This is a genomic window from Bartonella sp. AU55XJBT, from assembly GCF_028618525.1.
Map to the genome: position 1 here is coordinate 12,831 of NZ_JAQITC010000019.1, position 24,803 is coordinate 37,633.

At 33.7% G+C, this 24,803-nt stretch carries 28 protein-coding genes and 2 pseudogenes; 6 read left to right on the plus strand and 24 right to left on the minus strand.

Annotation, left to right across the window (positions count from 1 at the left end; all coding sequences use genetic code 11):
- Positions 1-82 precede the first annotated feature (82 nt).
- The 14 genes from PVV70_RS08950 to PVV70_RS09015 all read right to left on the minus strand — a co-directional run bounded on the left by PVV70_RS08950 (position 83) and on the right by PVV70_RS09015 (position 13,150).
- A complete protein-coding gene (locus PVV70_RS08950; protein ID WP_273758911.1) occupies positions 83-388 on the minus strand; it encodes a hypothetical protein in 306 nt (101 codons plus the stop codon).
- A 74-nt stretch (positions 389-462) separates the two neighbouring features.
- Positions 463-2,925: a zincin-like metallopeptidase domain-containing protein gene (locus tag PVV70_RS08955; RefSeq protein WP_273758912.1), complete on the minus strand. Its 2,463-nt coding sequence runs from the start codon at positions 2,923-2,925 to the stop codon at positions 463-465.
- A gap of 35 nt (positions 2,926-2,960) precedes the next feature.
- Positions 2,961-3,137, minus strand: coding sequence for a conjugal transfer protein TraD (locus tag PVV70_RS08960; protein WP_273758913.1), 177 nt, complete (start codon positions 3,135-3,137; stop codon positions 2,961-2,963).
- A 10-nt stretch (positions 3,138-3,147) separates the two neighbouring features.
- Entirely contained in the window at positions 3,148-3,666 is a 519-nt protein-coding gene (traF, locus tag PVV70_RS08965) for a conjugative transfer signal peptidase TraF (protein ID WP_273758914.1), read from the minus strand.
- Entirely contained in the window at positions 3,663-5,597 is a 1,935-nt protein-coding gene (locus tag PVV70_RS08970) for a type IV secretory system conjugative DNA transfer family protein (protein ID WP_273758915.1), read from the minus strand. Before PVV70_RS08970 ends, traF begins: the two co-directional genes overlap by 4 nt.
- Before the next feature lie 84 nt (positions 5,598-5,681).
- The gene (locus PVV70_RS08975; RefSeq protein WP_273758916.1) at positions 5,682-6,056 is read right to left on the minus strand and encodes a hypothetical protein; all 375 of its coding nucleotides are present in this window, start codon (positions 6,054-6,056) and stop codon (positions 5,682-5,684) included.
- A 175-nt stretch (positions 6,057-6,231) separates the two neighbouring features.
- Positions 6,232-6,537: a hypothetical protein gene (locus PVV70_RS08980; RefSeq protein WP_273758917.1), complete on the minus strand. Its 306-nt coding sequence runs from the start codon at positions 6,535-6,537 to the stop codon at positions 6,232-6,234.
- Between the two features lie 63 nt (positions 6,538-6,600).
- Positions 6,601-7,164: a recombinase family protein gene (locus PVV70_RS08985; RefSeq protein ID WP_273758918.1), complete on the minus strand. Its 564-nt coding sequence runs from the start codon at positions 7,162-7,164 to the stop codon at positions 6,601-6,603.
- Between the two features lie 239 nt (positions 7,165-7,403).
- Complete coding sequence (locus PVV70_RS09750; protein WP_273758920.1) at positions 7,404-8,702, minus strand: TrbI/VirB10 family protein; 1,299 nt, start codon at positions 8,700-8,702, stop codon at positions 7,404-7,406.
- Positions 8,699-9,160: a hypothetical protein gene (locus tag PVV70_RS08995; RefSeq protein WP_273758921.1), complete on the minus strand. Its 462-nt coding sequence runs from the start codon at positions 9,158-9,160 to the stop codon at positions 8,699-8,701. The genes PVV70_RS09750 and PVV70_RS08995 overlap by 4 nt, the downstream gene beginning before the upstream one ends.
- A gap of 1 nt (position 9,161) precedes the next feature.
- Positions 9,162-10,043 (minus strand): P-type conjugative transfer protein TrbG, encoded by an 882-nt coding sequence (trbG, locus tag PVV70_RS09000; RefSeq protein ID WP_273758922.1) that lies wholly within the window; start codon positions 10,041-10,043, stop codon positions 9,162-9,164.
- Between the two features lie 35 nt (positions 10,044-10,078).
- On the minus strand, positions 10,079-10,756 hold the full coding sequence (locus PVV70_RS09005; protein ID WP_208441884.1) for a VirB8/TrbF family protein: 678 nt from the start codon (positions 10,754-10,756) through the stop codon (positions 10,079-10,081).
- Between the two features lie 160 nt (positions 10,757-10,916).
- Positions 10,917-12,824 (minus strand): TraI/MobA(P) family conjugative relaxase, encoded by a 1,908-nt coding sequence (gene traI / locus PVV70_RS09010; protein WP_273758923.1) that lies wholly within the window; start codon positions 12,822-12,824, stop codon positions 10,917-10,919.
- Complete coding sequence (locus PVV70_RS09015) at positions 12,821-13,150, minus strand: plasmid mobilization protein (RefSeq protein WP_273758924.1); 330 nt, start codon at positions 13,148-13,150, stop codon at positions 12,821-12,823. Before PVV70_RS09015 ends, traI begins: the two co-directional genes overlap by 4 nt.
- Positions 13,151-13,396: 246 nt before the next feature.
- Here PVV70_RS09015 and PVV70_RS09020 point away from each other — a divergent pair, with 246 nt between their 5' ends.
- Genes PVV70_RS09020 through PVV70_RS09030 form a run of 3 tightly spaced genes read left to right on the plus strand, consistent with a single transcriptional unit; the run spans position 13,397 to position 14,914 of the window.
- Positions 13,397-13,720, plus strand: coding sequence for a TraK family protein (locus PVV70_RS09020; RefSeq protein ID WP_273758925.1), 324 nt, complete (start codon positions 13,397-13,399; stop codon positions 13,718-13,720).
- Positions 13,717-14,442 carry a conjugal transfer protein TraL gene (locus PVV70_RS09025; protein WP_273758926.1) on the plus strand — a complete coding sequence of 242 codons (726 nt, stop codon included), beginning with the start codon at positions 13,717-13,719 and terminating at the stop codon, positions 14,440-14,442. The genes PVV70_RS09020 and PVV70_RS09025 overlap by 4 nt, the downstream gene beginning before the upstream one ends.
- 1 nt (position 14,443) lies before the next feature.
- On the plus strand, positions 14,444-14,914 hold the full coding sequence (locus tag PVV70_RS09030; protein ID WP_273758927.1) for a hypothetical protein: 471 nt from the start codon (positions 14,444-14,446) through the stop codon (positions 14,912-14,914).
- A gap of 106 nt (positions 14,915-15,020) precedes the next feature.
- Here PVV70_RS09030 and PVV70_RS09035 read toward each other — a convergent pair whose 3' ends face one another.
- Positions 15,021-15,686, minus strand: coding sequence for a hypothetical protein (locus PVV70_RS09035; protein WP_273758928.1), 666 nt, complete (start codon positions 15,684-15,686; stop codon positions 15,021-15,023).
- Between the two features lie 856 nt (positions 15,687-16,542).
- Between PVV70_RS09035 and PVV70_RS09040 the strand changes: the two genes are divergently transcribed.
- Positions 16,543-16,899 carry a helix-turn-helix transcriptional regulator gene (locus PVV70_RS09040; protein ID WP_273758929.1) on the plus strand — a complete coding sequence of 119 codons (357 nt, stop codon included), beginning with the start codon at positions 16,543-16,545 and terminating at the stop codon, positions 16,897-16,899.
- A gap of 21 nt (positions 16,900-16,920) precedes the next feature.
- On the opposite strand, the gene PVV70_RS09045 is transcribed toward PVV70_RS09040, so the two are convergent.
- From PVV70_RS09045 to PVV70_RS09080, 8 genes and pseudogenes are all read right to left on the minus strand, one after another.
- A complete protein-coding gene (locus tag PVV70_RS09045) occupies positions 16,921-17,187 on the minus strand; it encodes a hypothetical protein (RefSeq protein WP_273758930.1) in 267 nt (88 codons plus the stop codon).
- Positions 17,188-17,201: 14 nt separating this feature from the next.
- Positions 17,202-17,870 carry a ParA family protein gene (locus tag PVV70_RS09050; protein WP_273758931.1) on the minus strand — a complete coding sequence of 223 codons (669 nt, stop codon included), beginning with the start codon at positions 17,868-17,870 and terminating at the stop codon, positions 17,202-17,204.
- 90 nt (positions 17,871-17,960) lie between these two features.
- Positions 17,961-18,800 (minus strand): DNA adenine methylase, encoded by an 840-nt coding sequence (locus PVV70_RS09055; RefSeq protein ID WP_273758932.1) that lies wholly within the window; start codon positions 18,798-18,800, stop codon positions 17,961-17,963.
- Between the two features lie 81 nt (positions 18,801-18,881).
- A pseudogene (locus PVV70_RS09060) lies at positions 18,882-19,267 on the minus strand (recombinase family protein); the annotation flags it as partial.
- A 142-nt stretch (positions 19,268-19,409) separates the two neighbouring features.
- Positions 19,410-19,865 (minus strand): nucleotide-binding protein, encoded by a 456-nt coding sequence (locus PVV70_RS09065; RefSeq protein WP_273758898.1) that lies wholly within the window; start codon positions 19,863-19,865, stop codon positions 19,410-19,412.
- Positions 19,866-19,910: 45 nt separating this feature from the next.
- Entirely contained in the window at positions 19,911-20,060 is a 150-nt protein-coding gene (locus tag PVV70_RS09070; RefSeq protein ID WP_173051581.1) for a hypothetical protein, read from the minus strand.
- A gap of 615 nt (positions 20,061-20,675) precedes the next feature.
- On the minus strand, positions 20,676-22,013 hold the full coding sequence (repC, locus tag PVV70_RS09075; protein WP_273758899.1) for a replication initiation protein RepC: 1,338 nt from the start codon (positions 22,011-22,013) through the stop codon (positions 20,676-20,678).
- Between the two features lie 305 nt (positions 22,014-22,318).
- Positions 22,319-22,759, minus strand: coding sequence for a hypothetical protein (locus PVV70_RS09080; protein WP_208438673.1), 441 nt, complete (start codon positions 22,757-22,759; stop codon positions 22,319-22,321).
- A 150-nt stretch (positions 22,760-22,909) separates the two neighbouring features.
- Here PVV70_RS09080 and PVV70_RS09085 point away from each other — a divergent pair, with 150 nt between their 5' ends.
- Both PVV70_RS09085 and PVV70_RS09090 read left to right on the plus strand, forming a co-directional pair.
- On the plus strand, positions 22,910-23,494 hold the full coding sequence (locus tag PVV70_RS09085; protein ID WP_273758901.1) for a hypothetical protein: 585 nt from the start codon (positions 22,910-22,912) through the stop codon (positions 23,492-23,494).
- 433 nt (positions 23,495-23,927) lie between these two features.
- Positions 23,928-24,092 carry a hypothetical protein gene (locus PVV70_RS09090; protein WP_273758902.1) on the plus strand — a complete coding sequence of 55 codons (165 nt, stop codon included), beginning with the start codon at positions 23,928-23,930 and terminating at the stop codon, positions 24,090-24,092.
- An 89-nt stretch (positions 24,093-24,181) separates the two neighbouring features.
- Here the strand turns inward: PVV70_RS09090 and PVV70_RS09095 are convergent.
- Positions 24,182-24,803, minus strand: a pseudogene (locus PVV70_RS09095) (P-type conjugative transfer protein TrbL); the annotation flags it as partial.

Below are 24,803 nucleotides of genomic sequence, written 5' to 3' on the forward strand. Positions count from 1 at the left end.
ATTGTGTAGTTTTTGAGATACTAATGTTTTTTCAAGATTTTGTACTAGTATACTTTGTTGTAAAAAAAGCTCTTCTAATTTATTAGAAATGATGACCCCCTATTACAACACCTTTATCTAACCAATCTGGACCATATTCTTCATCTGCATTCTTGGTAGAAAATCCCATATCTCGTATAAATTGTGCTCCGCGTTGATGTCTAAGAAGTAAAAGTGCATGTGCTGGATATTCGGCCATTGCTAACCATTCCCAGGTTGCTTTGTTATCATTCGCCTTGGAAGCTGCTTCTGCTTCAACCATATAAATACTGTCTTGAGAAAGACCACCTGCCCGCAATTCTTCACGTTCAGCATCCGTCATATAACTTTTGGGTAATTTCTTTTCCATAGAAAACTCCTTATCTTAGTGTATGTTGACATACTAATTTAAAGGTTGAATTTGAGCAATAAAAATGTATTCTATTATATCTCGTTTTCTTGGTTTTTTCTTTCTCTATATGAAGCTGTATTGGGATTTTGAGAAAGTTTTTGTTCCCTATCCTGTAAGATATGAGACCTTACACGAGAAATCATAGCTTTATCGCTTAAATTAATATTACGACCATTGAGGGTAGCTGCTCTTTGACGAAGTTGATTAGCGGCGTCGCGCTCTTCATAAACATATTGATCATCAAGTGCTGTTGTTGGGTCATCAATAGCAAATTGGTCTTGCATATTAGCAAGCGTTTGGAGTCTCTCAGACATCACTCTTGCTTCTATTTCAGCAATTTTCATTTTAGATGTAAAATCGTTTCTGGCTTTATCATTACCATGTATTCTTTTGTAATCGTCCCAATCAGAAAAGTCTTTCTCTTCTTTCTTAAATTCCGGATAAACTACCCCTCCTCCAACGTCTACTGCCGCATTATAAGCTGCCGTAATTCCAACATTGGTACCTTTTTTTCCATTAGAAAGTAATTTTTCCTGTGTTGCATGATCATTATCTGCAACAAACAAAATTATTCGATCTGGATATTTATCACGTATTACTCTACCTACATTTTTTAAATTTCCAGAATCAAAAGCCGCTACAACTGGCATATGAGTAATTTGTGCTACAGCAGAAGCTGTTGCATATCCTTCTGCAATAAGGATAGGATTTTCTAAATCATTATTAAGAGCGGATATTCCTACATTATTAGAACCGACAATCGTAAAACACTCATGTTTTTTCCCATCTTTCATAAAAGACTTGAAGGTAGGATTAACCATCTGAAGCGTACTTAAATTATTATCTTTATCCCATAGTGGAATAATTAAATCTCCTGCCAAAAATGTGCGTATATTAGGATTACTTTTTTTTATTATTTTTGCTTCCTCAACAGATTTTGCAACTCTAACACCTTGCTTTTTAATGTCCTCTGGAAAATCGTCTGGAACCTCTCTTAAATCACTTGTCTGATTTATACCTTTAAGCTTACAATATGCATTATCTTGAGTTGCTATTTTACTGGCTTTCCATATTTGAGAAGCTAACATTGCTGTGTTATTTTGTTTTTCAACAATCTCTTTTTGTAAAATTTCTTGCCGCTCTTTAACTTCTGCAGCCAATCTTTTTTTTTCTTCTAAAGATAAAGAAGAAATAACTTTTTCTGGTTTCCAGTAAATTTTTTCACCACGACGAAAATTTTGAATATAGCCTCCTCCTGGCGAAGGATAACCAATATAAGCTCCACTTTTTTGATGCTTTTTGTCATTTTCAACAGAAACACGATGCAATTTTCCATCCATAAGTGGATTTTCAACAATTAAACCAGCAGAATGAAGCGCCTCCTTAAATTGTTGTTCCACGGATAAAACTGTGTTTGATTTTGAATTATCATGAGAAAAACAATCCAAACCTTTTTCAACTAAATTTGTACCAGCAGGAACATACCAAGATTTTGCATCTTTATCCCACTTAGCCCCTAATTTTTTTGCTTCTTCTTTTTGAGAATAAGGAACATCTAAAAAAATCTTTTCTGTGTTATCTACTTTATGATCATAATCAACAGATACAGATGACTCTTTCTCAACATCAATAACTTTAATAGTTTCTAATCCCATGATAAAATTTTTGATTTTCTCTGCTTCAAAAGCAGCTCTAAAAATTTCTTTTGGATTATTTTGCATAACTTTAATCCATGAAGAAACATATGAAACATTATTTATCGGATCATAACCTATACTTAATTCTTCCCCAATCAGAAAAGAAGCAATAGTTGTTCTAAGCTTTTCTTTAGCATATCCTAAAGAACCTATAGGATAAGTCGTATCACGATTAAGTCTTGAAATATGTCCAGTCCAATGTCCAAGTTCATGTAATGCTGTGGCATAAAAAGAGTCTTTTGAATCAAATTGTTTTGTTTCTGGTAAAAAAAGAGTATCAATATCACCACCACGATAAAAAGCGTGTTTTCTATCACCACTATCAATTTTTGCACCTGATGCTGCTAAAAGTGCTTCTGCTCGTGCATATCTTATTTCTTCTGATAAAATAGGACGTGGTTCCAATGGAGGTAATCCATCAATTTGTTCAGCATTAAACACTTTTGCTAGGAAAATACGAGGTTCAGAAAGCTTTTTTAACGTTTCGTATTTGTTCCCATCTTCATCATAAAAAGAAGTCTTCTCATCCTGTTTCCAATAAATAATATTTGTACTTTTCATACCTTTTTTAATCATACAACCCATTTCATTCGCTTGATGATATGTAAGCCAACGTGGATCAGTATATTTTTGGCTTGCAAGCCAAAGGCTATTAATACCGCTATATTTTTTACCTGTGTTTGGATTATAAGGAGACCTCGCACATCCAGGAGGCAACGCTTGTTGCCATGGTGCTATTCCTTGTTGAAGTTGTGTGATAAAATAATCTGTTACGGTTTTAGCATATTCAAAGCTCATTTTCCCCCCTATTATACGTTATTAGAATCTTCAATTTAAGAAAAATCTGTAGCACACGAATCCCAAGCGTCTTCTTCTGAAAGTGCTGTTTCTGAAAAAACCCCATAACTTTCTGCTTCTTCTAAACTCAATGGAATCTGTACCCCAGGTATAAAAGCATCATTTACAGTTGAAGAAAGTATAGGAATTACTTTTACTCTTGTTTTTTTCATTATTAAAATCTCAATTCTGAAAAGTTAAAATGGGTTTTGCAGAACCCATTATATTCGTAATAGGAACAGCCCCAAAATAGCGGCTATCAAAACTTACAGGATCAAAACTTGAAATAAACCAAGCATATCCTTCTGCAACGTGATATTCTCCATTAGGCACACCAGCTACACCTCCATTTCTTTGGCTATTTTTTAATAAATGACCATTAATACTAATACCTCTTTCAGTTACTTGAACCACATCACCAGAAACAGCTACCAATGGTTTCAAAAAAGGTATAGCTCCACTAGAACAAGCTCCTGATTGAAGATACCCTTTCTCAACAAACACTTTGACAATAGGTACATCTGGAGGACAAACCTCCATAAATTTTCCTCTTAGCATTTCTTTTTTAAAGTAATTTACTTTCCAAATTCCTATAGGAGCGGAATGCGAATAATTAATTCTAAATCCTTGAGAGAGTGCAAATAAAATCAAACAACCAATAGTAAGAGAACATAAAGTAATTATGGACATAACTCGTTTCATGAGAGAATAAAGCCTTCTTGATCTTTTTTGATTTCATTTCTCTGATGCAAGCGATCAGTAACAGGAGGAGATATTTTTGACCTTTCTGAAAAAATAGGATCTAAAAAATAAAGGATCTGTGTACCTTTAATGACACTGTTTCCAGCTACAAAAATAAGCATTTCACCAGGTTCAACAATATTCCCTGAACTATCTTTTTTTGCCCCAGGCAAACGCATAATCTCATCGGGTGTCATTAATGGCCGCTTTGTTTCTTCATAAGAGGTTGAAACCTGTTCAAGTGCCATACCAAAGCGTTTTCCAGAAGTAGAAATCTTTTCGCGTACAACCGTTGTTTCCCCCGCCATTTTACTCATCCATTCAGCTGTTTCGACTTTATTAGGAGCATAAGCAATACGAATATGACAATTCGAAATAATGCTTTCATTCGTTGTATAAGCCTTGTACAATTGCTGTACATCTTGAGTAATAATGTAAGCTTTAAGCCCATATCCAGCAATATAGGCAAGCGCCTTTTCAAAAATATCTAATTTTCCTAAAGTTGGAAATTCATCAAGCATTAAAAGCAAACGGTGTTTATGATTTGTTTTTGATCTCCCATCATCAAATTCCATGCGATCTGAAAGAGAAAGTACCATTTGTGTTAACAATAAACGCGCTAAAGGTCTCATCCTATCCAAATTGCGTGGCGTTGTAATAAAATACAGTGAAACCGGTGTTTCTGTATCCATCAAATCGCTGATATAAAAATCACAATATTTTGTATTCTCACCAACAATGGGATCTCTATAAAGAGATAAAGCATTATTTGCCGTTGAAATGATAGAACCTAATTCACGTGCTGGTGTTCCAGCCATACGGCGGCCAACACCATTTATAACAAGTTTTGCTTCTCTATCTGCATCTTTAAAAGAAGGATTATTACTTTTTATATCAAGGTTTTCCATTTCATGAAATAAACTAGAAAGCGCTTTTGGATCTCCATCATCATCAAAATCATCATTATCTTCAGTAACAGCAGCAAAATCTCCTACTCCCGTTAGCATGTGTGCACAATCTTGCAAACAAGGTATACGTCCAGTTTTTTCTGCCTTGTAAAGAGCATGAAGAATGAGACCATTCAAAAGTTCAAAAGCAGCGGATCTAAAATGATCACCTGCAATTCCCTTTCCATCGTCGTCTATAACCATTAAAGCTATGTTTTGTGCATCCGCTACTTGATAACGTGTCCTGAAACGAATTTCCCCTAACGGATTCCATGAACACCCGACACTGGGCTCGGCTGGATCAAACCTTAAAATCTTATTCCCTGCACATTGTTTTCGCCATCCTGCTGTCATAGCATAATTTTCACCTTTTGTATCAAGGACAAAAAGACTATGTGGCCAACTTAAAAGAGTAGGAACAACTAAACCAACACCTTTACCAGAACGCGTGGGAGCTAAAGCCGCTATATGTTCTGGTCCATCATGGCGTAAATAATGCAATATTCCTGTTTTTGGATCAGCAAAAGCTCCACAATATACGCCCTTACCCTTTTGCTTATGTGGAATAAGCCCCATTTCTTGAATTTCATTAAAAGTTGCAAAATGAGCAGTTCCATGAAGATCATCTGTACTTTTATTGCTTCTCGAAGAAAGACCAGCCCAAAGAGTAAAACCAATCAAACCAATCAAAAAACCAACACAAAAAATAACAAATATTATATTACACTGAGTAGGGGCATTCTCATAAAATTTAAAAATCCAAAAGAGCCAAGAAAAAGGTGAATACACGCCTTTAAAATTGGAACCAAGAGCAACACTATAATGAAAAATACGCGCTAAATATTGTGTACAAAATTGATTAAGGACAATAAAATATAAAATGAAAAAAAAGATAAATATCAATCGAGATTTTCTTTTAGGTATATGCGTAGATTGATTTCCCAATTTTCCCCCCTCTAAATTTCAGTATTCTCTGTAACCTACATACAATATGAAAACAAATATATAAGAATTCTTGTTCTTATTTTCTCAAAGAGAATAACCCTTATCGCGTGAAAGATCTATACCAATAGCTTTGGCTTGCATTTTTTCGTAGAGTTTTCGCATCACCTTCATATTATCACGACGCACATCAATGATAGATTTTTCAATGTCTGTTAAACGCGCTTTATCGAGATTCCCCAACCGTGTATAATGGGATGCCATTGCTTGGCGTGCCTCATCATAAGGCAAACCGCCTTTTCGATTTTTCGATAAACTATAAGCCTCATTTACTGTCTTATATTGCATAGGATCACCAACAAGCATCACGTGTTTTTTAACAACATCAATTTCAGTTAATGCTGTTTTAAGACTACCTGACATAGCTTTACTATTGGAATACCTAAATAAATCATTTTCCACGAGATCACGCTCCGTAGCAAGGAGTAACGATAAATCCCCACTTTTCCCAACATTACGAATATGATCACATAAATCATTTCGTACACTATGTAATTTCTTACTTATAGCTACCTTGCTAAGGTTTTTTACATAGTTATCTTCTTGTGATAAAAATTGTTTTAATAAATCAACTTCCTTAAAAATGACGACCTCCTATCATAACACCTTTATCTAACCAATCTGGACCATATTCCTCATCCGCATTCTTTGTAGAAAATCCCATATCACGAATAAACTGTGCACCATTTTGAGATTTAAGAAATAAAAGTGTATGAGCTGGAAGCTCTGCCATTGCTAACCATTCCCATGCTGTTTTAGTGTCACGTGCTTTAGTTGCTGCCTGTGATTCAGCAGTATAAATACCATCCTGATCAAATCCGCCTGCTCGCAATTCTTCACGTTCAGCATCAGTCATATAACTTCTGGGTAATTTCTTTTTCATAGAAAACTCCTTTTTATAGTACGTATTTAAATATTAATTTAATGATTGAATCTGATCAATTACCTATAATTTTTTTCCCAAAATCTGCTTTTTAAGTCTAAAATAAGTAGCATGAGAAATCCCTGTTTTTTCCTGAACAACTTTGGACGATATCCCCTGCTTAATGAGTGAAACAGCCATTTCTGTCTTTGGATGAAACTTTCGACCAAATTTTACACCTGCTGCCATCGCAGCAGTCCGTCCATCATTGGTACGCTCCAAAATACGTGCCCGTTCAGCTTCTGCTACAGCAGCTAAAATTTGAATGACCATTTTTCCCATCGTTCCTTCGGTACTAAGACCATTTTCCAGAAAACGAATAAACACACCCTTCTTGTAACAACTATCAACGATAGAGATCATATCAGCAGTATTACGCCCAAGTCTGTCCATTTTTGTACAGAGAATAGTATCATCTCTTTCTGCTCGATAAAGCAACCGTTGCAACCCTTCACGTTTATCTGTAGAACCTGTACTTATATCAGTAAATACACGGTCTTCGCGTACTCCAGCATTTTGAAGTTCAGTAATTTGAAGAGCTAATTTTTGTTGATTAGTTGATACTCTCGCATAACCTAGAAGTGCCATTTTTGTCTCATAAATCTTTTTAGATACATTTTTTATATCATAATATAAATATATGATTTATGATACATATTTTTTGCTATTTTGGAATATATCAAATATTATAAGTTTTGAGACATACAAGCTTACTATTTGTCCTTTAGGACAAATTTCTACGACAAAAAATATTGTCTATCAAAAGCTAAAACACTCTTTTTTTATACAGATAGCTGATATATCAACCATAAAAATTAATAACAAAATTAAGGAAGTGCAGCCATTGGGTGACCTTGCCAAGCGGGTAAAATAATATCTTTTGTTACCATGACATTGAAATTATAACCAGGACGAATAATAATTGTTGGTTGAATACCTAGATTTTTACGTGTCATTTCAATCCCAACTTCGCCCCATTGCCTACCAAGCTCTGCCGCTAACGTTTCTTTTGCTGTTTCCATTTTACTATCATCATTACCTTTATTATGTGTTTTTTGAGATAATTGTGAAGCTCCTGAAATGACAGAAAGCAGAAAAGCATTCCCAAAAATTTTTAAATAATGATTATTGACCTTATCCTTAAATCCAGCATAACCAGACTGATCTGTCCCCGGCATATTTCCAAGAGATAAAGAAGATCCATCTGGATAAATAACTCTTGACCAAGCAATAAGTGCTCTTTTTTGACCAGTAGATACACGACTATCATATGTTCCAATTAGCCTCGACCCCAAAGGAATTAAAACATTTTGGCCAGTAGCGGAATCGTAAACACTTTCTCTTACTTGAGCTATGATTTGTCCAGGCAAATCACTGTTAATACCACTTATCATAATACTAGGAATAATGGTTCCAGCCTTAATCTCAAGGCTTGCCTTGATAGCTTCTTGACGCGTGTTTTTTAAGTAAACTTCTGCTTCTGGAGATTGAGATAAAAAAGCAATTTTTTGTGCTTGCATATTAGGATCATGCCCCCCATCACCATTGTATAAAGATGAGTTAGCGGATAATCCAGATCGACCAAATAAATTTTCAAGGGTTGCTTTTTGCGGATATGTATCTTGAATTGGAGATTGATTTTTTACCTTTGAATTGATTGTAAAGGAAACCGTAGGATCAGAATCTAGAGCAGCCTCCATTTTAGCTAAACGCCTCTCCAAAACACGTGTTAATAATCTCTTTTGTGCTTCATCTTCTTCATCTACTGTTTTATCGAGTTGTTTTTGTTCTGGATTTGTATCTGCTTTTGCTAACTGTTTAGTCTCAGTTGATTTAATTGGCTCTAATGGTAACTCTGGTCCTGTTGCTTGAACATAATCATCACCCTCTGGACGAATTGGCAAAGGTGTTTCATCTACAAATAGTTTTTTTTTGTCTTCTACGGCAACATTATTAGATTGCTGCCGCAACATAAAAGTATATGTAATACCAACCAGAGCAAACACAATGATACCTATAGCACCTATCAAAGGTATATTGTTTAACCGCCGCACACCACGTCCTTTGGTTTTTGTAGAAAAAAAATCCGGAGATTCGGAAGGACTAATTTTTTGATTGTTTTTCACCCTTTTCCCCCATCATCTACACGAGCAATAAAAGGAGCAGCCGGTACAATATTTCCAGTTTTTAAACGAACATAATAACGCGTTATTTCAGTTAAATCACATTGTGCCACCAATACTATACCTTGATCCAAGGGCATCACTTTGTAGGTTAAATTTATACCCTTGTTTTTATGTTTTTCTGGTTGATCTGTATAAATTACACCATAACCATTCTTTTGTAGAAGATTGACCAATAAAGATGTAAACTTGTCTTCTGTATCATTTGTTTTTACAATAAATGTTGTAGTTGCAGGAGAAAAAGGATCTCTAAGATAGCGAACAAAATCACTAGTAATTAAACTTGCATCATTCTCTGTAACATTTTGATCAACATAATTGACCAACAAAGATGAACGGTGACCTATAGACGTGCAACCAGCCGTCAAAACAAGAAGCAACAACAATAGATATTTTAACATTTTAACGCCCCCTAATAATTGTTACTCTCTGCTGAGAACTTCCTACGCCAGAAATCAGAGCCACTTTGTTAATAACTGCATCAACAACATATCGATTTCCTATCATGCGATAGTTTATTAATCTTTCGCTAGTTTTTTTTAAGAACCCCCCATCATCACCAATAGCAATTAAAGCTGGTGCTGTTCCCCTAACTCCATCACTAGGTAATTCAATGTAAGTTTTAAACCCGTCTGTATAAACCCGTCTTGGATACCATTTAATTCTTCGATCACTAATCGTAATACGAAAGTTAAAATCAAGAGCAGCTAAATTTTGACCTGTTGGTAATGTAGTCCGGCTTTTATCTGTAGCCGCTTTATATGCAGCCCAATCTTGATCTGTATCATCTGGATAAACAAAAGAAAGAAGGGGAATTGAAGAACTTTGCGTACTAGCAAGTTTGATCATATAAGTACGGCGATCCGTCGTAATAAAGAGATTTGTTGTTAAGCCAGCATCTATAGGCTTTACCACAACATAAGTTGTTGATGTTGTACCACTCCCACTCACGGTAGGACTAATCTTCCATCTTACAGTATCACCAGCATGAAGAGAATTTATAGTCTCACCTACTTGCAACTGAATTGTGCAAACCTCTAATGGTGTACACACCAATGTAGGCAAAGTAGCTCCATAAAGATATTTAATACTGCCGTCACCAGAGTATATAGGCCTTTTGGGATTATTCTTCCATTGATTTGCCAATTTAATTCCCCATGCTTCCTTATCAGTAAGCATTACTTTTTGAGGAGAAACAAAATTAATGTTGTGTGATACATCTGTCGCCAGAGCTTTTGATGTTGCCAAAATAACTGTACTTATAAAAATAATTTTTTTTAACATAAAATTCCCGCTTTACGCATTTACTATGATTGATTTTAAAGTCTTGGCGTCCATGCAAATTGTTTCACATATAACCCAATAGGATTTACCATTATTTGTTTTTCAGTTTTTGGTATTGCTAAAATAACTGTAGCGGTAGCTTGCCAAAGTTTAGTATCAATAATAGCACCTGATCGTGCTCTTTTCTTTTCAGTCCATTCAATTTGCCAAGTATCATCAGAAACAGGAACAATTGCATTGACTTGAACTTCCACTGTCTCCATTGCAGCACGTGAATAAGGATCATTTTGTTTATGATATTCAACAAGCATGGCATATGCTGGTGATTGAGGTAAGGTCATTGAATATGTCTGGTTTATGAGATCTTCTTCTGCTCTCATATCAACATAAACAGTACGTGCCCCAATAATCCAATTACGTAACGCCGCCCGAATATGGGTCGCATTTGGTTTAGTAGCAACATTTGCCTTTGATAAATGCGTTACCTCACCGACTGAATTGGTTTGCACTATATAAGGAATAATAGTTTCTTCATTTGATTTCCAAATGAATGCTCCTACTGACATTGCAGTAATAATAATCATTCCAAAAGTTGCTAAGCGCCAATTATTAGCAGACTTAATATAATCCCCATACCTTTCCATCCATTCTTTACGCGCTATAATATATGGATTAGAGGGTTTGTCCTTTATAGAATCTTTGCTTTTCTTCACAGTCCCCCCTTAGATTATAAAACTAAACAGCTCTCTTTAAAGATAAATTAACTTTCTTATGAAACATTTTTTTTCAATGTGAAGAAAACAATTTTGACTTATCCATAAAATAATTATCTAAAATCAAAAAAAATATAATTTTAGACTAAAAAAACACACCTTAAGTCTCTCTTTCTTTAGCTGAAATGTCTTTAACACCATTTTTTGTAATCTTGACTTTTGTGCCTTTTTTCCAATACCCAGCTTGAATAAAACCTCTCTTTGTAGTCTTCTTGACAAAAATTTTATTGTCTAATTCAAAAAGAAGAATGTTTTTGCCCCCAACTCTCCTACGCCCTGTATAATTAAATACAGACTCCTCACCATTCCACATAACATGAGAAAAATTTTTAGCATATTGATTGCGCTCTTTTATCCATTCTTGAATTGGATCATTAATATTATTTTTTTTATGTCTACTTACTTCATTTTTAAGGTCATTAAGAATAGGATCAGAAAATAAAACGTTCATATCATGAATACCAGCCAATCGTGCAACTTCTTTTTTAAATTCCTCTGTACCATTTAATATGAGAGGCTGATCTTTAAATTTTTCAGCAGCGAGACTTAACGCAATATAAGCAGACCCTGTAGTGAATTTTTGCGCATGAATTTTCTCTCCAGCATCAATAATGCTCCCACCATCAATAGTCCTATATAGAATATTTCCATTTCTTAAAAAATAAGGATTTAGATTTTTACGTAGAAAAATACCCGTTTTCAAAGCCGTTTTCGCAGTTAATAAATTATCAGACAAAATAGTTTGACGCTCATTTATGGAATGCAAAACATCCATAGCATCTCTGTCACCGATATTTGCTTGCTGATGTAACCAATCGAACCAATTTGGAAACCTAGTTTCTGCCAATTTCCTTTTAACTTTTTCTTGTTTTTTTTTAAACTCTTGCTGTTTAAGTGCTTTTTGTAATTTCAATGTATTTCGAAGTGTCGCGCGTGAACTTTTAGGCATTAACCTCAACAAAGAACACTGTTGTTTATACCAAACAAAAATCTCATTATAAAAAGCATGTTTTTGCATCCGTAATATTTGATATTTTCTCTGGCGTTCTATTTTACTTATTTTTTTCTGCTCTTCATACCGAGAGTATAAAAGTGTCTTAGCTTTACTTCTTTTTCCATAGGGAAATGGTGTATATCGTTTATGCCCTGCTGTCTTTACTACTTTATAAGGACCAAGTCTTTTTTCAAGAGAAGATAAAGAAAATCCTCTATCACAACTACTAGCTTTCACCCATAAATCAAGATCGGGAGATCCTATGACTAATCCATTTCCTCTTTTTTTTATAATGAGACCATGAGCGGCAAAACTTTCATGAAGTTCTGACCAATCTGTAAAAGTAAATTCTTTAATTATGCCTCTTACATATGTTGTGAGAGATTCTATACCTGTTCTATACTCAAAATCTTTTCTTTTTTCCTGTTTCGTATTTCCAATATCATCGACTTCATCTTCAAGAGACTGTTTTTCGTTTCCATGTGGCGTATTGATCAAATTATATTCCCGTTCAATTTTTAGACAGGTTTTCATAAGTGTACGCTTATCGAAAAAAGGTTCATGATTACGAAAATTTTCGGGATTTATTTTATTAATGGCAATGTGAACATGGAGATTATCTGTATCTTTATGGATAGCTGAAATTCGTTGATGATTTTCATAACCTAATGCTGCACAGAACTTATTTTCAATTGCATAAAGTGTTTCTCTATCTGGAATTTCTCCAGCTGGAAAAGATAACACTAAATGATATGTTTTATCAGTCTTTGATTTTTTATTTTGATCTTGAGTTTTTAAAATAAACTCTGTTGCCATAACTGGATCGTCCGTATGGCAATTTGTAACTCTTACTGATGCTACCTTTTTACTGTTTTGTATATTGCTATCAAGTATGTAATCAGATGTAAGTTTCCAATCTCTTGGCAAAACCCCACCATCCAAATCCATAATATAACGAGCCAATCGCGCTATATTTGATGTTGATTTTTTTCTTTCAATACGTTTAGCAATCATAAAGTGGATATTTTTTCAAAAATTTGTTTTTGGAGTGCACGAAAATCCACCATCATTTGATTTATATCTTTTGGCGCTCCACCTTTTCCATTATTTGTAACTAACCATAATTTTAATAAGCCTGCTACTCTTCCTAAATCACCCTGGAACTTAGTTAAATCTTTTACTACCTCATAATCTATATTAGCTTTTACAGGTTCAAGCTGTCCAGTGGTACGTAGATAAGTGGAAATCGATAAACCCGTCTGCTTGGCATTTTCTTCTATGCTTTCCTTTTCTTCAAATGTGCACCAAACACTTAATCTATATTTTCGTGGTCGTGTCATTTTTATCCTCTTAAATTGCGGTAGCAATCAAACCTCGTAGAGCAAGATACGTTGAGCATTTATGCGAAATAAGTTGAGTAATGTTAGTTGCGTAGCGCTACATTACACATCTTGCCATTTTCTGAAATAAAAATTTTTATAAAACTTACTAAAATATCTCTTTAATTGACAATAATATCATTTTTTTGTAGAGATTTGATAAGTTTTGCAAAGTTTTTGATTTTTTTATAAAAATATGGCGAGTTAATGAAACAAAAAACTAAATGGGGGAAAATGCGAATAGTCTTTATAGCCAACAAAGCTTTAATTTTAAAATCTATTGAAGAAGGGTATTCCCTAAAAGAAATTTTAAGAAAAAATCCAAATTTAAATATTTCATATGATGCCCTAGCATCATATGTGCGAAAGTATTTTAGAAAAAATCTTGAGAGGACTTCATCAGATTTATCAGTAAAAACTGAATCCACAGAAGCTTCTAAAGAAGCTACTTCTGCTAATCCTATTACAACAAAACAAAAATCATGTACATTTATACACGATACAAACAAAAAGTTAGAGGATATGATATGACAAATATTCACATGACCTTACAAGGTAAAGGAGGCGTAGGAAAATCCTTTGTAGCTAGTCTTGTGATGCAATATTTACTAGAAAACAAAATAAACGTAAGAGGTATAGACACTGATCCTGTTAATCAAACTTTTGCTAACTACAAAAATTTTAATGTAAAACATTTAAAACTTCTCGAGCAAAGTGTAATTATTCCACGTAATTTTGATGCTCTTATGGAAGAATTGCTTAATTCTAATTGCCAATATGTTATTGATAATGGAGCTACAACATTTTTACCCCTAGCCTATTATTTAAAAGAAAACGAAGCTTTTGATATATTAGCCACTGCTAAAAAAAATGTAATTATTCATACAATTATCACTGGTGGACAAGCATTAGCCGATACATTATCTGGATTATTTTCTATATGTACCCAAATTCCACAAACAGCAAATATTGTGGTGTGGAAAAATGAATTTTTTGGACCCATAACAGCCAATGGAAAAAACTTTGAAGAAATGAAAATATTTGAAGAAACTAAAGAAAGAATTTCAGCTATTATTACAATTCCACAGCAGACATCGAGCACTTTTGGTGAAGATATCAAAACAATGCTTGATAAAAAACTAACCTTTAATGAAATTACAAATTCAAATGAATTCAGTATTATGGCTAAAAGCCGATTAGCACGTGTAAAAAATATGTTATTTAATCAAATAGCTATTATTCCAGGAATATAAAATGTCCATTGATATTGATGCCATTAGGCAAAAAATAACTAAAGAATTTAATCAACTTATTCCACCAAATGATCCAATTCTCATGACCGTTTTTTTATCTGATATAATGTTAGATTCAGCTTTAAAAACACTTCACGAAAATCAAAATCAAATGATCAATTACATTTTAACTGCGCGTAATGCTATGGTAGAGGAGGAAAAAAAAACAGCTGGAAAATTAATAACTGAAGCGGCCACATATATAAATAAAGAAATCAGCGAAGAAATCAATAAAAACTTGAATTCTATTTCCGAACAAATGAGATTATATCAAATCTCATTATCTAAAATGTCTACTGTAAAATCGAATATAGACGAAAACATAGAAAGATTTTTAAAAAAAATCAAAAATTATGGCATATTAATAAGTGCTAGTTTATTAGCAAATATTCTCTGTCTTTTTGCTCTTATAATTCATTATTATATAAATTAATATTTTAAAAATTCTTCTTCAGTATTTACTTCTCGCAATGAAGCCGCATCTTTATGATGCGACTTTTTTTTCTCTTTACAAATTAGGCGCCCCCCACACCTATTATTTATGCTGCTGCAACCGTTTTAACAATGTTATCGCTTTCATAAACTTCACAATTTATAGGAACCAAAGTTATACGGCTCCGTCTTTTTATATTTGCATTGCCATATACATTACCTTTAATTATGAAATAACCAGAAATCTTCGCATTTCCATAAACAGAGCCATAAACATTAGTATGACACCCCACGCTAGCATTCCCATAAACCTTGCCATAAATTTTAGAAGTACCACTAACAACAGCATGATCATAAACCTCAGCATTGCTATGAATACGTGCGCTACCGGATAATTTTGCATTCCCATAAACTCTTGCACGATGATAAACCCAAGCATTATAGGAAATATGAGCATTATCATAAACATGCGCATTCATATAAACGCGAGCATATCCACATACATGAGCATTTCCATAAACATGACCACAAACGACAGCATTATCACAAATAATGGCATTTTCATAAACACAGCCATCACTATAAACCCACGCATTATCACCAACCCAGCAATTGCCATCATGTGATAAGTTGGCTTCCTTTTCAATAAAACCACCAAGGTCACCAGCTTTAACATCACCAAAATCTCTTAATGAACGAATGCGATAAAGAATAGTGTTATCAACTTGTTTGGTTTCACTTGTAAATTCATATTTTTTTGAGATAACGTTCATAATGAACTCCTTTAGGATAATGTTTTGAATTGACGTCTTATAAAGACGCCGGGTGCTCAAAACACAGCCTAAAGTCTGTTGTTATGCTTTTCCCGTAAGGGTATTATATGACATAACTACACCCGACAAAATCATTATACGTTTTTTAAACACAAAAGACAGTCAGTTTTTGAAAAGCAGAGAAAGATTGTTTCGTAATCCATTCGCTTTAGGTTTAGTGTTTTGATCACTTAAGTATTTATATAACAAAATACCCATTTATTGTCAACTATTTTATTATTTTTTTGATATTTTTTATAATATTTTCAAATATATAAAGCATAAAATGCCTTATAATTTTTATTTGCTTTTTTGACTATGGCGCCCTTATTAGCTCTACCCTTATAATCATGATTTCGGAGCCGCGTGAGAAGGACAAAACAAGCCTCTATGGTTCTAGGTCCAGGACGCCGTTAGGCGCCCCGTAGGGGTTTCCTTGACCTTAAGAACCAAGGCTTGTTAGTCCTCTCATTAAACGCGGATCTGATCTCATGATTTTGGTGAGCGTACGGAGAGTTTGAGAGGCGGTAGCCTCTCATTAAAAAACAAAGTTTTAAAAAAATATTTTTATTGCCAATCTTCTGAAATTACTTTACTACTTTAAAAGTATTTTTGGTCGTGTACGCAGCGATCAATAGGGAAATAAAGCCCTAAGTTCGAGAGTAAAAATTAGCCACTGTGTGGTCACCCGGAATTCCGGGAGTTTTTGTTATGTCCAGGTGCTATAAGCACTAAAAGCAAAAAGCTGACTCGAACTCAGTACTTTATTACTCCCGGAATACCATGCGAGGGCGCTCGCAACCGGAGGGGGTACAAAGTGCAAAATAAATCCCAACATATAAATGACTTATTTATAGGCAAAAAAATTCGCCTCAAAAGAGAAACGTTGAAAATGTCTCAAAAACAATTAGGAGACCTCTTAGGAGTGACCTTCCAACAAATCCAAAAATATGAAAAAGCTACAAACCGCATAGGAGCTGGACGTTTGCAGCAAATTGCTGACATATTCGGTGTTGATATCTCCTTTTTTTATACCGATATTTCCAAAAAAGGAAATTTTTCATACCCTTATGATGAAGGAATTTCCAGTAAAGAAGAATACTTCCTTTTAAAAGGTTTTAGACAACTTAATTCTAAAAAACAGAAAGCAATTTTGTGGTTAATTGCCGAATAGAAAAAACTTTTCAAACTATTGCTAATCACTCTGCTCATAAGCATTCATTAATATTTCTAAAAAATCACCATGTCGATAGCGCTCTCGTTTGGCCATAGATTTAAAACGATTAATTATAGTAATGCTCGTTTTAATATTTATCTGTGACTCATCAGATTGTTCACGACTTGGAAAGGTTACTGCTCTATCTATTTCTTTACGTTCTACAGTGCTAAAAGTGGATTTAGCTTGTCGTGGTTTAAAATCCTCAAGATCTGAAAAATTTAATGGTTTTCTTTCCGTACTCATTCTTTAGTTCCTTCTTATTTAACCTGTTTTAGCTTTGCAATGACCTCTGCAACAAATGCTTCGACATTGCCAATCGCAGTTTCTAAATTATTGACTTCTTTTGGATTGAGGCTACGATGCGAACCTCCAGTTGCAAAAATTGCGGAGAAAGCATCACGTTCATTGATTTCTGTTTCAAAAACATCAAGCTCTGGATTTTTTCTAAACTGAGATGATACAAAACGAGCAGTTCTAGACTTTGCAACAACTTTCGATTGCGTAAACAAAACAGCATAAGCGATAAGACGCCGTACAGCTCTCATATCTCGATGAATTTCTTTTATAATTTCAATAGCTGCTATGGCGTCTTGCTGTTGTTCCTTCATAGGAACAATTACAAAATCAGATTGACTAATAGCATAACTCGTTAAGCGTGATGCTGTACCTTCTAGATCAACAATTACAAATGGGTCCCTAGCAGATGCAATTTCTATCTCATCTAAAATAGTTTTTTCAGATTCATTAGTGACAACAGTAAGTTTATCTGGTTTACCAGGCAATTCAGACCAAGTGGTAATAGGATGACGTGGATCAGCGTCTATAATTGTAACAGGCTTAGCATGTGCAAGTTCACAAGCAAGCAGCAAAGCAGAAGTTGTTTTTCCACTACCTCCTTTGGAATTAGCGAATGATATAACAGGCATTCCATTTCTCCCTAAAAAAGATATCTTATAATAAGGTATAATATTATACCTTATTATATCTTAAGATACCATAAAGTACTAAATAATAAGTTAATCTAACTTATAAAAATCCTCACTTAAAATCAAAAGTTCATTTGATTTTTTATTGTTTCCCATACCGTAAGTCCATTCAGGATTAAGTATTGTATGACCTTTATAAAGTTCTCTAACTTCCATACAATCATTATAAGATAAAACCCATCCTTGACGCTTTCTCAAAAGTTCAGCAAGAGCTTGATGATCAAAAGAATTATGTTTATCGCCTTTGTGACCGTAAAGTTTTTGATTAATAAGATATGGAGGATCGCAATAAAGAAAATCGTTAAAGTGTTTAGGAATACTTTCTGTAAAATCTCTGTGTTCCACTGTGAAATTTTCAATCTTAAAATCTTTAAGCCGTTCAATAGAACGATAATTGAATCGAGGATGCCCTGGAGACATACCGCCAGAAAGTGTTGTTCCCGAAAAAGAAGAGCGATTAAGAGCAAAAAAAACAGCAGCAGTCTCTAATTGATTTTTAATATTCCCAAAAGTTTTTTGGAGATTATAAAACATTGCAGGAGTCATATCTTCATATTCTCTCACTTTTTCTGCAAGAGCTGGAGCATCTCTCAAAAGCATTTGCCAAAAAATAACAAGCGGCTTAAAAGCATCATAAGCATAAACCTTTGTTCCTCTTTTTGCTAAGGCTAATTCAATTGAACCTCCTCCTACAAAAGGAGAACATAGAGTTTTTTGTTTCCTTATGTAGTTATTAATAATCATAGGAACGGCACGACTCTTCCCTCCAGGATAACGAAGAGGTGATTTTACAATAGTTTTTTTATTAGAATTTTTCTTTTTTTTAAAAGAACTTGATACTAAATTTGTAAAAATCCTCTCACTATTCATCACCCCCCCTTATTGTTTAAGTTAGATACCTTAAGGTATAATATTATACCTTATAGTATAATAAATTATTAAAATATATTTTTATGCTTTTGGCATAGTGATAATTGGCTTAGTTTTTGTAGGGTTGATATTTTTTCGTTCCATAAATAAACGTAAGGTGTTCACACTAACTCCTAATGTCTTAGCAATACGGTTTTGTGATAAACCAACATTATAAATGCTTGAATTTCATCAATGTGATTGTCCAGCTTTAATTGCGTAGCAGTACTTCCTTTTGGGCGTCCTAGTTTTATTCCTCGTTGACGTGCAACACTTAACGCTTCTTTTGTACGTGTTTGAATTAAATGTTTCTCAATCTGTGCTACCATACCTAATACAGTTGCGATGATATCGCTTTGTAAACTACCGTCCATGATAAGATTTTGTTTCGTCACGTGAAAAATTAAACCACGTTCACTAGCGGCTTTAGAAAAAATGATCGTTTTTTCTGATAGAATATTACTCAGTATATTAAAAATATCATCATTTAAAACAGAAAGATAAGCAATAAAATTAAATTTTAAAATATTGAGAACGCTGGTGAATAACATTAAGATTGCATCAAAAACTTCAGTAGTTAACTGTATCTAAATTGAATCCGGCTGTATTTAATAGTTCAACAAGTTTTGGGATCGTCTCTTTTACGTGTTCATTAAAAGGAATGTAATTAATCCCTTCATAATCTAAAGGCACTTCAACATCTCGTTTTTTTAAAATAGCAATATTTCTGCAAGAAATTTTAGGAATTAACATACCCATTTTAAAAATAACATTTTGATTAGCGCGCGGTTTTGCGTCTTTTTTATCAGCAGATTTTTCATATCCAATCTCATCGGGAGTAAGTAGCACAATACCAAATTTTGGAGAATTAGTTTGCATACTAATTTCTTGTTTAAAATCCTCAATAGTAGTTAAATTATCACTACCAAATTTCAGAACGTATGGTTCCAATCCAAGCTTAAAAAGAACACGTTCAGTTTGTTCTAAAGTAGTATGATCATTATATACAATAAAAATTTTTGGCATTTTTATATCCCCTATAAAATATATGCATTTATCCCAGAGGGCTTATTATTTTTTATCAACGAATAATTGCGATAAAAATTTCTCCCAATCTATATTTTCCTTTAATTTATCATTAGTCTCTTTATCAAATTTTATTTTTTTACCATTTACAGTAAAATAAAATTCAACACTTTCGATATCATCATGATTGAGCATTACCAACACCTATAATTTTAATTATGTTCCATGTTTTATTGAGTTTAATGGAAATTTTAATACCTTTGTTTTTACATTGCTCTCTGAAAGCAGGCGCCCCTATAAGCTCCCCTTCTAATCATGATTTCGGAGCCGCGTGAGAGGGACGAAACAAGCCGTTAGACGCCATGTAATGATCTCCTTGACACTAAGAACCAAGACTTGTTAGTCCTCTTATTAAAAGCGGATCTGATGTCATGATTTTGGTGAGCGTACGGAGAATTTGAGAGGCGGATAGCCTCTCATTAAAAATAATAATTAACTGAAAACATTTAATATTTTTCATGTTTCTTTAAAAAGTATAAAAAACTAATAAAATAATTGCTAAATAAAAATATCTTGTATATATCTTTTTTTGGGGAGGAAGAGGTTCTACAAAATTATCCCCGCTAGGATAAGTTGATTATTTTATCTCTTTCTCCTTTTTTAAAGGCTTTATCAGGCGTTATTTCTAATAAGGTAGAAAGAACAGAAGATTCTGCTCCACTAATTAAATCAATATGAGATAATCGATAAGCCAGCTTGCTTAATTTATTGCGGCTTACAGGTTTATATTCAACGTTTTAATAAAATTTTTTATGCAAATTTTGACATTGTTAGATTATTTAACGTTTTATTGAGTTCAAACTCAAACAAAGAGCTTTTTTCTTCGTTTAGCTTTATTTTCAGTTTTTTTTCTAAGTTTAAACTATTTATTTCTTCTTGATCAGTTTGTTTCAATAAAGCGAATAAAGAACGCTCTAGATACAACTCTCCCTTTTTTTCTTTATCAATCATGCCGCGGAGATATCCTCCTGGTGATTTTACAAGTCCTCTAGCATATTTTTCAAAAATGATGGCAATAGCCAGAGCCGTTTTTTTCAGTCCCATGATTTTTTTAGCTTGCTCAGCAGCATGTTCTGAAACTTTAATCATTCTGTACATAGGATACATAGAACGTATCAAATCGCTTTCTGTTTGGAGACTACATTCAGAAAACAAGGCGGCATTTGGCAATGCCTTTTCTAGCATCTCCGGCTTAATTTGAAGCAAAGTACTACCTTTTGAAGGAAGTGGTGTTTCGGTTTTGCCTTTCTCTATATTTTCATAAGCCATTTCATCGTGACCGGGGGTCACATTAATGGTTTGAGTGTGTTCAGAGTTATCTGAGCACTCATTTTTGTTACAATTACAATTATAGTTAGGGGTTGTATTATGTAATTGCATAACATTTTTGTTGTTTGTGCATAACATTTTTGTAAAAAATAAACGCTCTAAGAGCCAATTAAAAAGCTTAATAGCTTTTTCCAATTTAAAGGTAGACGCTTTAAAAGGAGAACCAAGAACAGATTTAACTTTATTCATACGATTTAAAAACATTGAAGCGATAGGTGTAAATTTTATTTCTTCAATACGAAGCCGTAATCGACGACAAATGCCACAAAAGGTTCTAACAGCCATATCATGATGTTTCTTTTCTTCTTTACTCTTTAAAATAGAGTGCTGAAGTTCATGGTAACGCGCGATTAAAATGCTAAGATCAATACCACAAGCAATTGGTACATGATGAGCAGAACTAAAACCATAGCGTTTATAATTAGCAGAATCCCGCATCACAATAAGACCTTTATCAAAAAGGCGTGAAAGCAACCTACTTACGTGAACAGATGTACAACCAATTTCCAGACCAATTTGATGGTTGGTTTTAAAAACTATTGGAATTTTACCTTTTTCAAAATGCGTAACTGGTACAGTATTCAAAAGTTTAGCTAATAAATGGGCTTCTGTTCCTTTGATAAGATCAGTTACTGGTAAGTCTTGTACAAGAAAAAGAAGTTGGCTTCTAGTAATGTGGCCAATATCGGTATTATCAGCAATTTTTATATATTCCCAGTGCTTTGAAGTTAATTTTCTACCAGATGTTTTATTAACCATAATTTTTAAAACCTCTCTATTGGAGGCAAAAAAATGCTAGAAATATCCCTTTTCTACAAAATTTCTCTTGCAGAATGCTTCACGATAAATTAAATTAGGAATTACTTTATTGGATTTAATTCTTTTGAATTTAATTTACCGTATATGTGGTACGGGTATTTTAGAAACCCTTCTGTTAACGCAGTTGGGTTTTTATTTTTTTGCCATTATATTTCCCTCTATTTGAAACGACTCATAGATTTACATAATGAGTCAAGATGAAACTATATTCAAAAGAAAAATCTTTTCAATATAGTAAAGGAAAATTAAGTCCCCATTTTCCCATTCTCTAATTCAACATTTTTTGTAAAAACAACTTTCCTATCTTTAAAAACAAGACTTGGATTAATAAAATACCAAGCTCTATGATTTTGTTTAGCAATAATACCAGCTTTTTCTAATTCAGCTACACCACGAAAAAAGGTTGTTGGTGACAATGCTAACTTACTTTCTTGAGCTTCAAGAAATGTTTTTAAAATAGCCTTATCTAAAATCACAGTATTAGTGCGAATTAATCTGTTTTGAAGTATCCAAGCCAAAACTAAAAAAACTTTTATTCCTGCGGCTTTTAAATCAAAAATTAGCGCCATATTGACAAGAATCTGCTCTTCTGGATCCTTAATAGAAACCACAATATCATTAATGAAAGGACTCTGATCGTGCCTAACGGTTTGCTTTCTTTGTTTATCTGATATACTAACTGTCATTTATGGTAATACAATTGCCATATTAAAATAATAAATCGAATCTCCAATAAGGATAATTTATATTCGCTCAAGTGTCAATATGACTTTTATTTTTGCGAAGAAAAACTTTCTTAAGTCGTAACAGGTGATAAAAATCAACGGACGATCAAAATGGATAAAATAAACTTGCGAAAGCAAAAATATTCCCCGTATGAAAATCCTTTTCTTAAAAATTCTGAAATATTTGCTGATAAAAAAATTGTTAAAACGTGTATTATACAACAAAAGTTTATCAATTCTGATACTGATAAAATAGAGGTTGTACCTATAATTCACGTCACAGAAAAAACAAATAAAGAAAATTTTATAGAAATATTTGCTGATGGCATTCAAGCAATTTTTAATTTATCTCGTACAGGACATCGTGCTTTGATAATAGTTTTAGAAGAATATCAATCTAATAAATCAACAAACGAAGATCCCAGCAGCGTTACCTTAATTTGGTTTGATGGGGGTATAAATGGAAAAAAGCGCGATATGGTCGACAGAACTTTTCACAACGGTTTAAGAGAACTTATACAAAAAGGAATTTTGAAACCAAAATTGCCTAATCAATACTGGGTGAATCCTATTCTGTTATTCAAAGAAGAAAAAGTTGCTTTTATGAAAGAATATCAAATAGAATCATCTTCTACCAAACCGGATATTTCATCCGTTGAACATCAAACAGATCTTGAAGACTTTATAACAAAATAACTTGTATCATTTATCGTACTGTGTATATTATGGAGCATCTTGATTTAAGCGCGTGAGGGGAAGATAATGTCAAAATCACAAATAAGCAAAGAGGCGCTCGTCCTTTTGCTTTTATGGCTTCGTGGTCCTTTAAGATTGATACTAAGCCTTATAGTGATTATGGGCTTTTTTGGATTGTTTACAATTCCTATTATGATATTATCAATAGGTTGGTCAAAAGCACTAATCAACATTACAATTTGTTCGTTTATATTAGGTTTTGGCTCTTTCCTTCTAATTTTTTATTATGATAGACTTATAAGATATTTACAATAAACTGTTCACGTATTTTCCCATTAACAATACTAATAAAAAACAAAAGATCACGATAATTAAATCTGTATTCCGATATAATTGATGAGATTAATACATATAATTTTTAAAGAGGGAAAAAATGAAAAAATTTATTTTAATATGCTTGGCTCTACTGACCATAGGATTGAATATTACAGGTTGTGGTAAAAGTGAAGAGGAAAAACGTAGAGCCCAACAAGAAGAACAAGCTAAAAAGTTTTTTGAAACAAAATCGCCAGATACAGATCGTGGACATGCATATTAAATAAATACCCCACGACAATAAAATGTGAGTTATCAATCTCTAACTAAAGAAGCTACTATCTATTTATCAAAAATAAAACCATAGCTTCTTTAGTTCTTATCTGTTGCAGATCCTGCTCCAGAAATTGTATTTTCAATATCAGATTGAGGTTTATTATCACTAGAAAATTGGATATCGTTATATTCTGGTGGTGTAGGTGGAGCATTAAGACTAAAGTTTGCTGCATTTTCCATTCCTGGAACACAAAAAGCAGCCATATGTCCACCAGCTTTTAAAGTCATACCGACAGTATCTCTCACTTTTGAAAAATCTAAAGTAGATTGATCTGAAGCAGACGATTTAGATTGGTCTGAAGCAGACGATTTAGATTGAGATTGACTAGTGTTAGTGGAACGGTTTTCCCCTCCAGCTGTACGCGGATTTCCTCCCGATGAAGGTTTATTACCACTATCTTTAAAAGAGTTTCCTGTCATTTTAGAAGCATTTACATTGTCACCTGCCCCTGCCGTAGCTCCACCGCCACCCATTCCAGCAGCTCCACCGCCACCCATTCCAGCAGCTCCACCGCCACCCACCATTCCAGCAGCTCCACCGCCACCCATTCCAGCAGCTCCACCAGCAGCAGCTCCGCCGCCTGCTCCACCAGCAGCAGCTGGCGCTCCTGCTCCAGCAGTTGCAGCTACAACAGCTGCTCCTACAGCAGCACCAGCC

Coding starts and splice junctions, on each gene's coding strand:
- trbG (WP_273758922.1), bottom strand. CDS start 10,043: ATGTTAAAAAAAATTATTTTTATAAGTACAGTTATTTTGGCAACATCA.
- PVV70_RS09045 (WP_273758930.1), bottom strand. CDS start 17,187: ATGAGTACGGAAAGAAAACCATTAAATTTTTCAGATCTTGAGGATTTT.
- PVV70_RS09050 (WP_273758931.1), bottom strand. CDS start 17,870: ATGCCTGTTATATCATTCGCTAATTCCAAAGGAGGTAGTGGAAAAACA.
- PVV70_RS08950 (WP_273758911.1), bottom strand. CDS start 388: ATGGAAAAGAAATTACCCAAAAGTTATATGACGGATGCTGAACGTGAA.
- PVV70_RS08985 (WP_273758918.1), bottom strand. CDS start 7,164: ATGGCACTTCTAGGTTATGCGAGAGTATCAACTAATCAACAAAAATTA.
- PVV70_RS09035 (WP_273758928.1), bottom strand. CDS start 15,686: ATGAACGTTATCTCAAAAAAATATGAATTTACAAGTGAAACCAAACAA.
- PVV70_RS08980 (WP_273758917.1), bottom strand. CDS start 6,537: ATGAAAAAGAAATTACCCAGAAGTTATATGACTGATGCTGAACGTGAA.
- traF (WP_273758914.1), bottom strand. CDS start 3,666: ATGAAACGAGTTATGTCCATAATTACTTTATGTTCTCTTACTATTGGT.
- PVV70_RS09015 (WP_273758924.1), bottom strand. CDS start 13,150: ATGACACGACCACGAAAATATAGATTAAGTGTTTGGTGCACATTTGAA.
- PVV70_RS08995 (WP_273758921.1), bottom strand. CDS start 9,160: ATGTTAAAATATCTATTGTTGTTGCTTCTTGTTTTGACGGCTGGTTGC.
- PVV70_RS09090 (WP_273758902.1), top strand. CDS start 23,928: ATGAAAAAATTTATTTTAATATGCTTGGCTCTACTGACCATAGGATTG.
- PVV70_RS09070 (WP_173051581.1), bottom strand. CDS start 20,060: ATGCTCAATCATGATGATATCGAAAGTGTTGAATTTTATTTTACTGTA.
- PVV70_RS09055 (WP_273758932.1), bottom strand. CDS start 18,800: ATGAATAGTGAGAGGATTTTTACAAATTTAGTATCAAGTTCTTTTAAA.
- PVV70_RS09085 (WP_273758901.1), top strand. CDS start 22,910: ATGGATAAAATAAACTTGCGAAAGCAAAAATATTCCCCGTATGAAAAT.
- PVV70_RS08960 (WP_273758913.1), bottom strand. CDS start 3,137: ATGAAAAAAACAAGAGTAAAAGTAATTCCTATACTTTCTTCAACTGTA.
- PVV70_RS09020 (WP_273758925.1), top strand. CDS start 13,397: ATGAAACAAAAAACTAAATGGGGGAAAATGCGAATAGTCTTTATAGCC.
- PVV70_RS09065 (WP_273758898.1), bottom strand. CDS start 19,865: ATGCCAAAAATTTTTATTGTATATAATGATCATACTACTTTAGAACAA.
- traI (WP_273758923.1), bottom strand. CDS start 12,824: ATGATTGCTAAACGTATTGAAAGAAAAAAATCAACATCAAATATAGCG.
- PVV70_RS09080 (WP_208438673.1), bottom strand. CDS start 22,759: ATGACAGTTAGTATATCAGATAAACAAAGAAAGCAAACCGTTAGGCAC.
- repC (WP_273758899.1), bottom strand. CDS start 22,013: ATGGTTAATAAAACATCTGGTAGAAAATTAACTTCAAAGCACTGGGAA.
- PVV70_RS08955 (WP_273758912.1), bottom strand. CDS start 2,925: ATGAGCTTTGAATATGCTAAAACCGTAACAGATTATTTTATCACACAA.
- PVV70_RS09025 (WP_273758926.1), top strand. CDS start 13,717: ATGACAAATATTCACATGACCTTACAAGGTAAAGGAGGCGTAGGAAAA.
- PVV70_RS09030 (WP_273758927.1), top strand. CDS start 14,444: ATGTCCATTGATATTGATGCCATTAGGCAAAAAATAACTAAAGAATTT.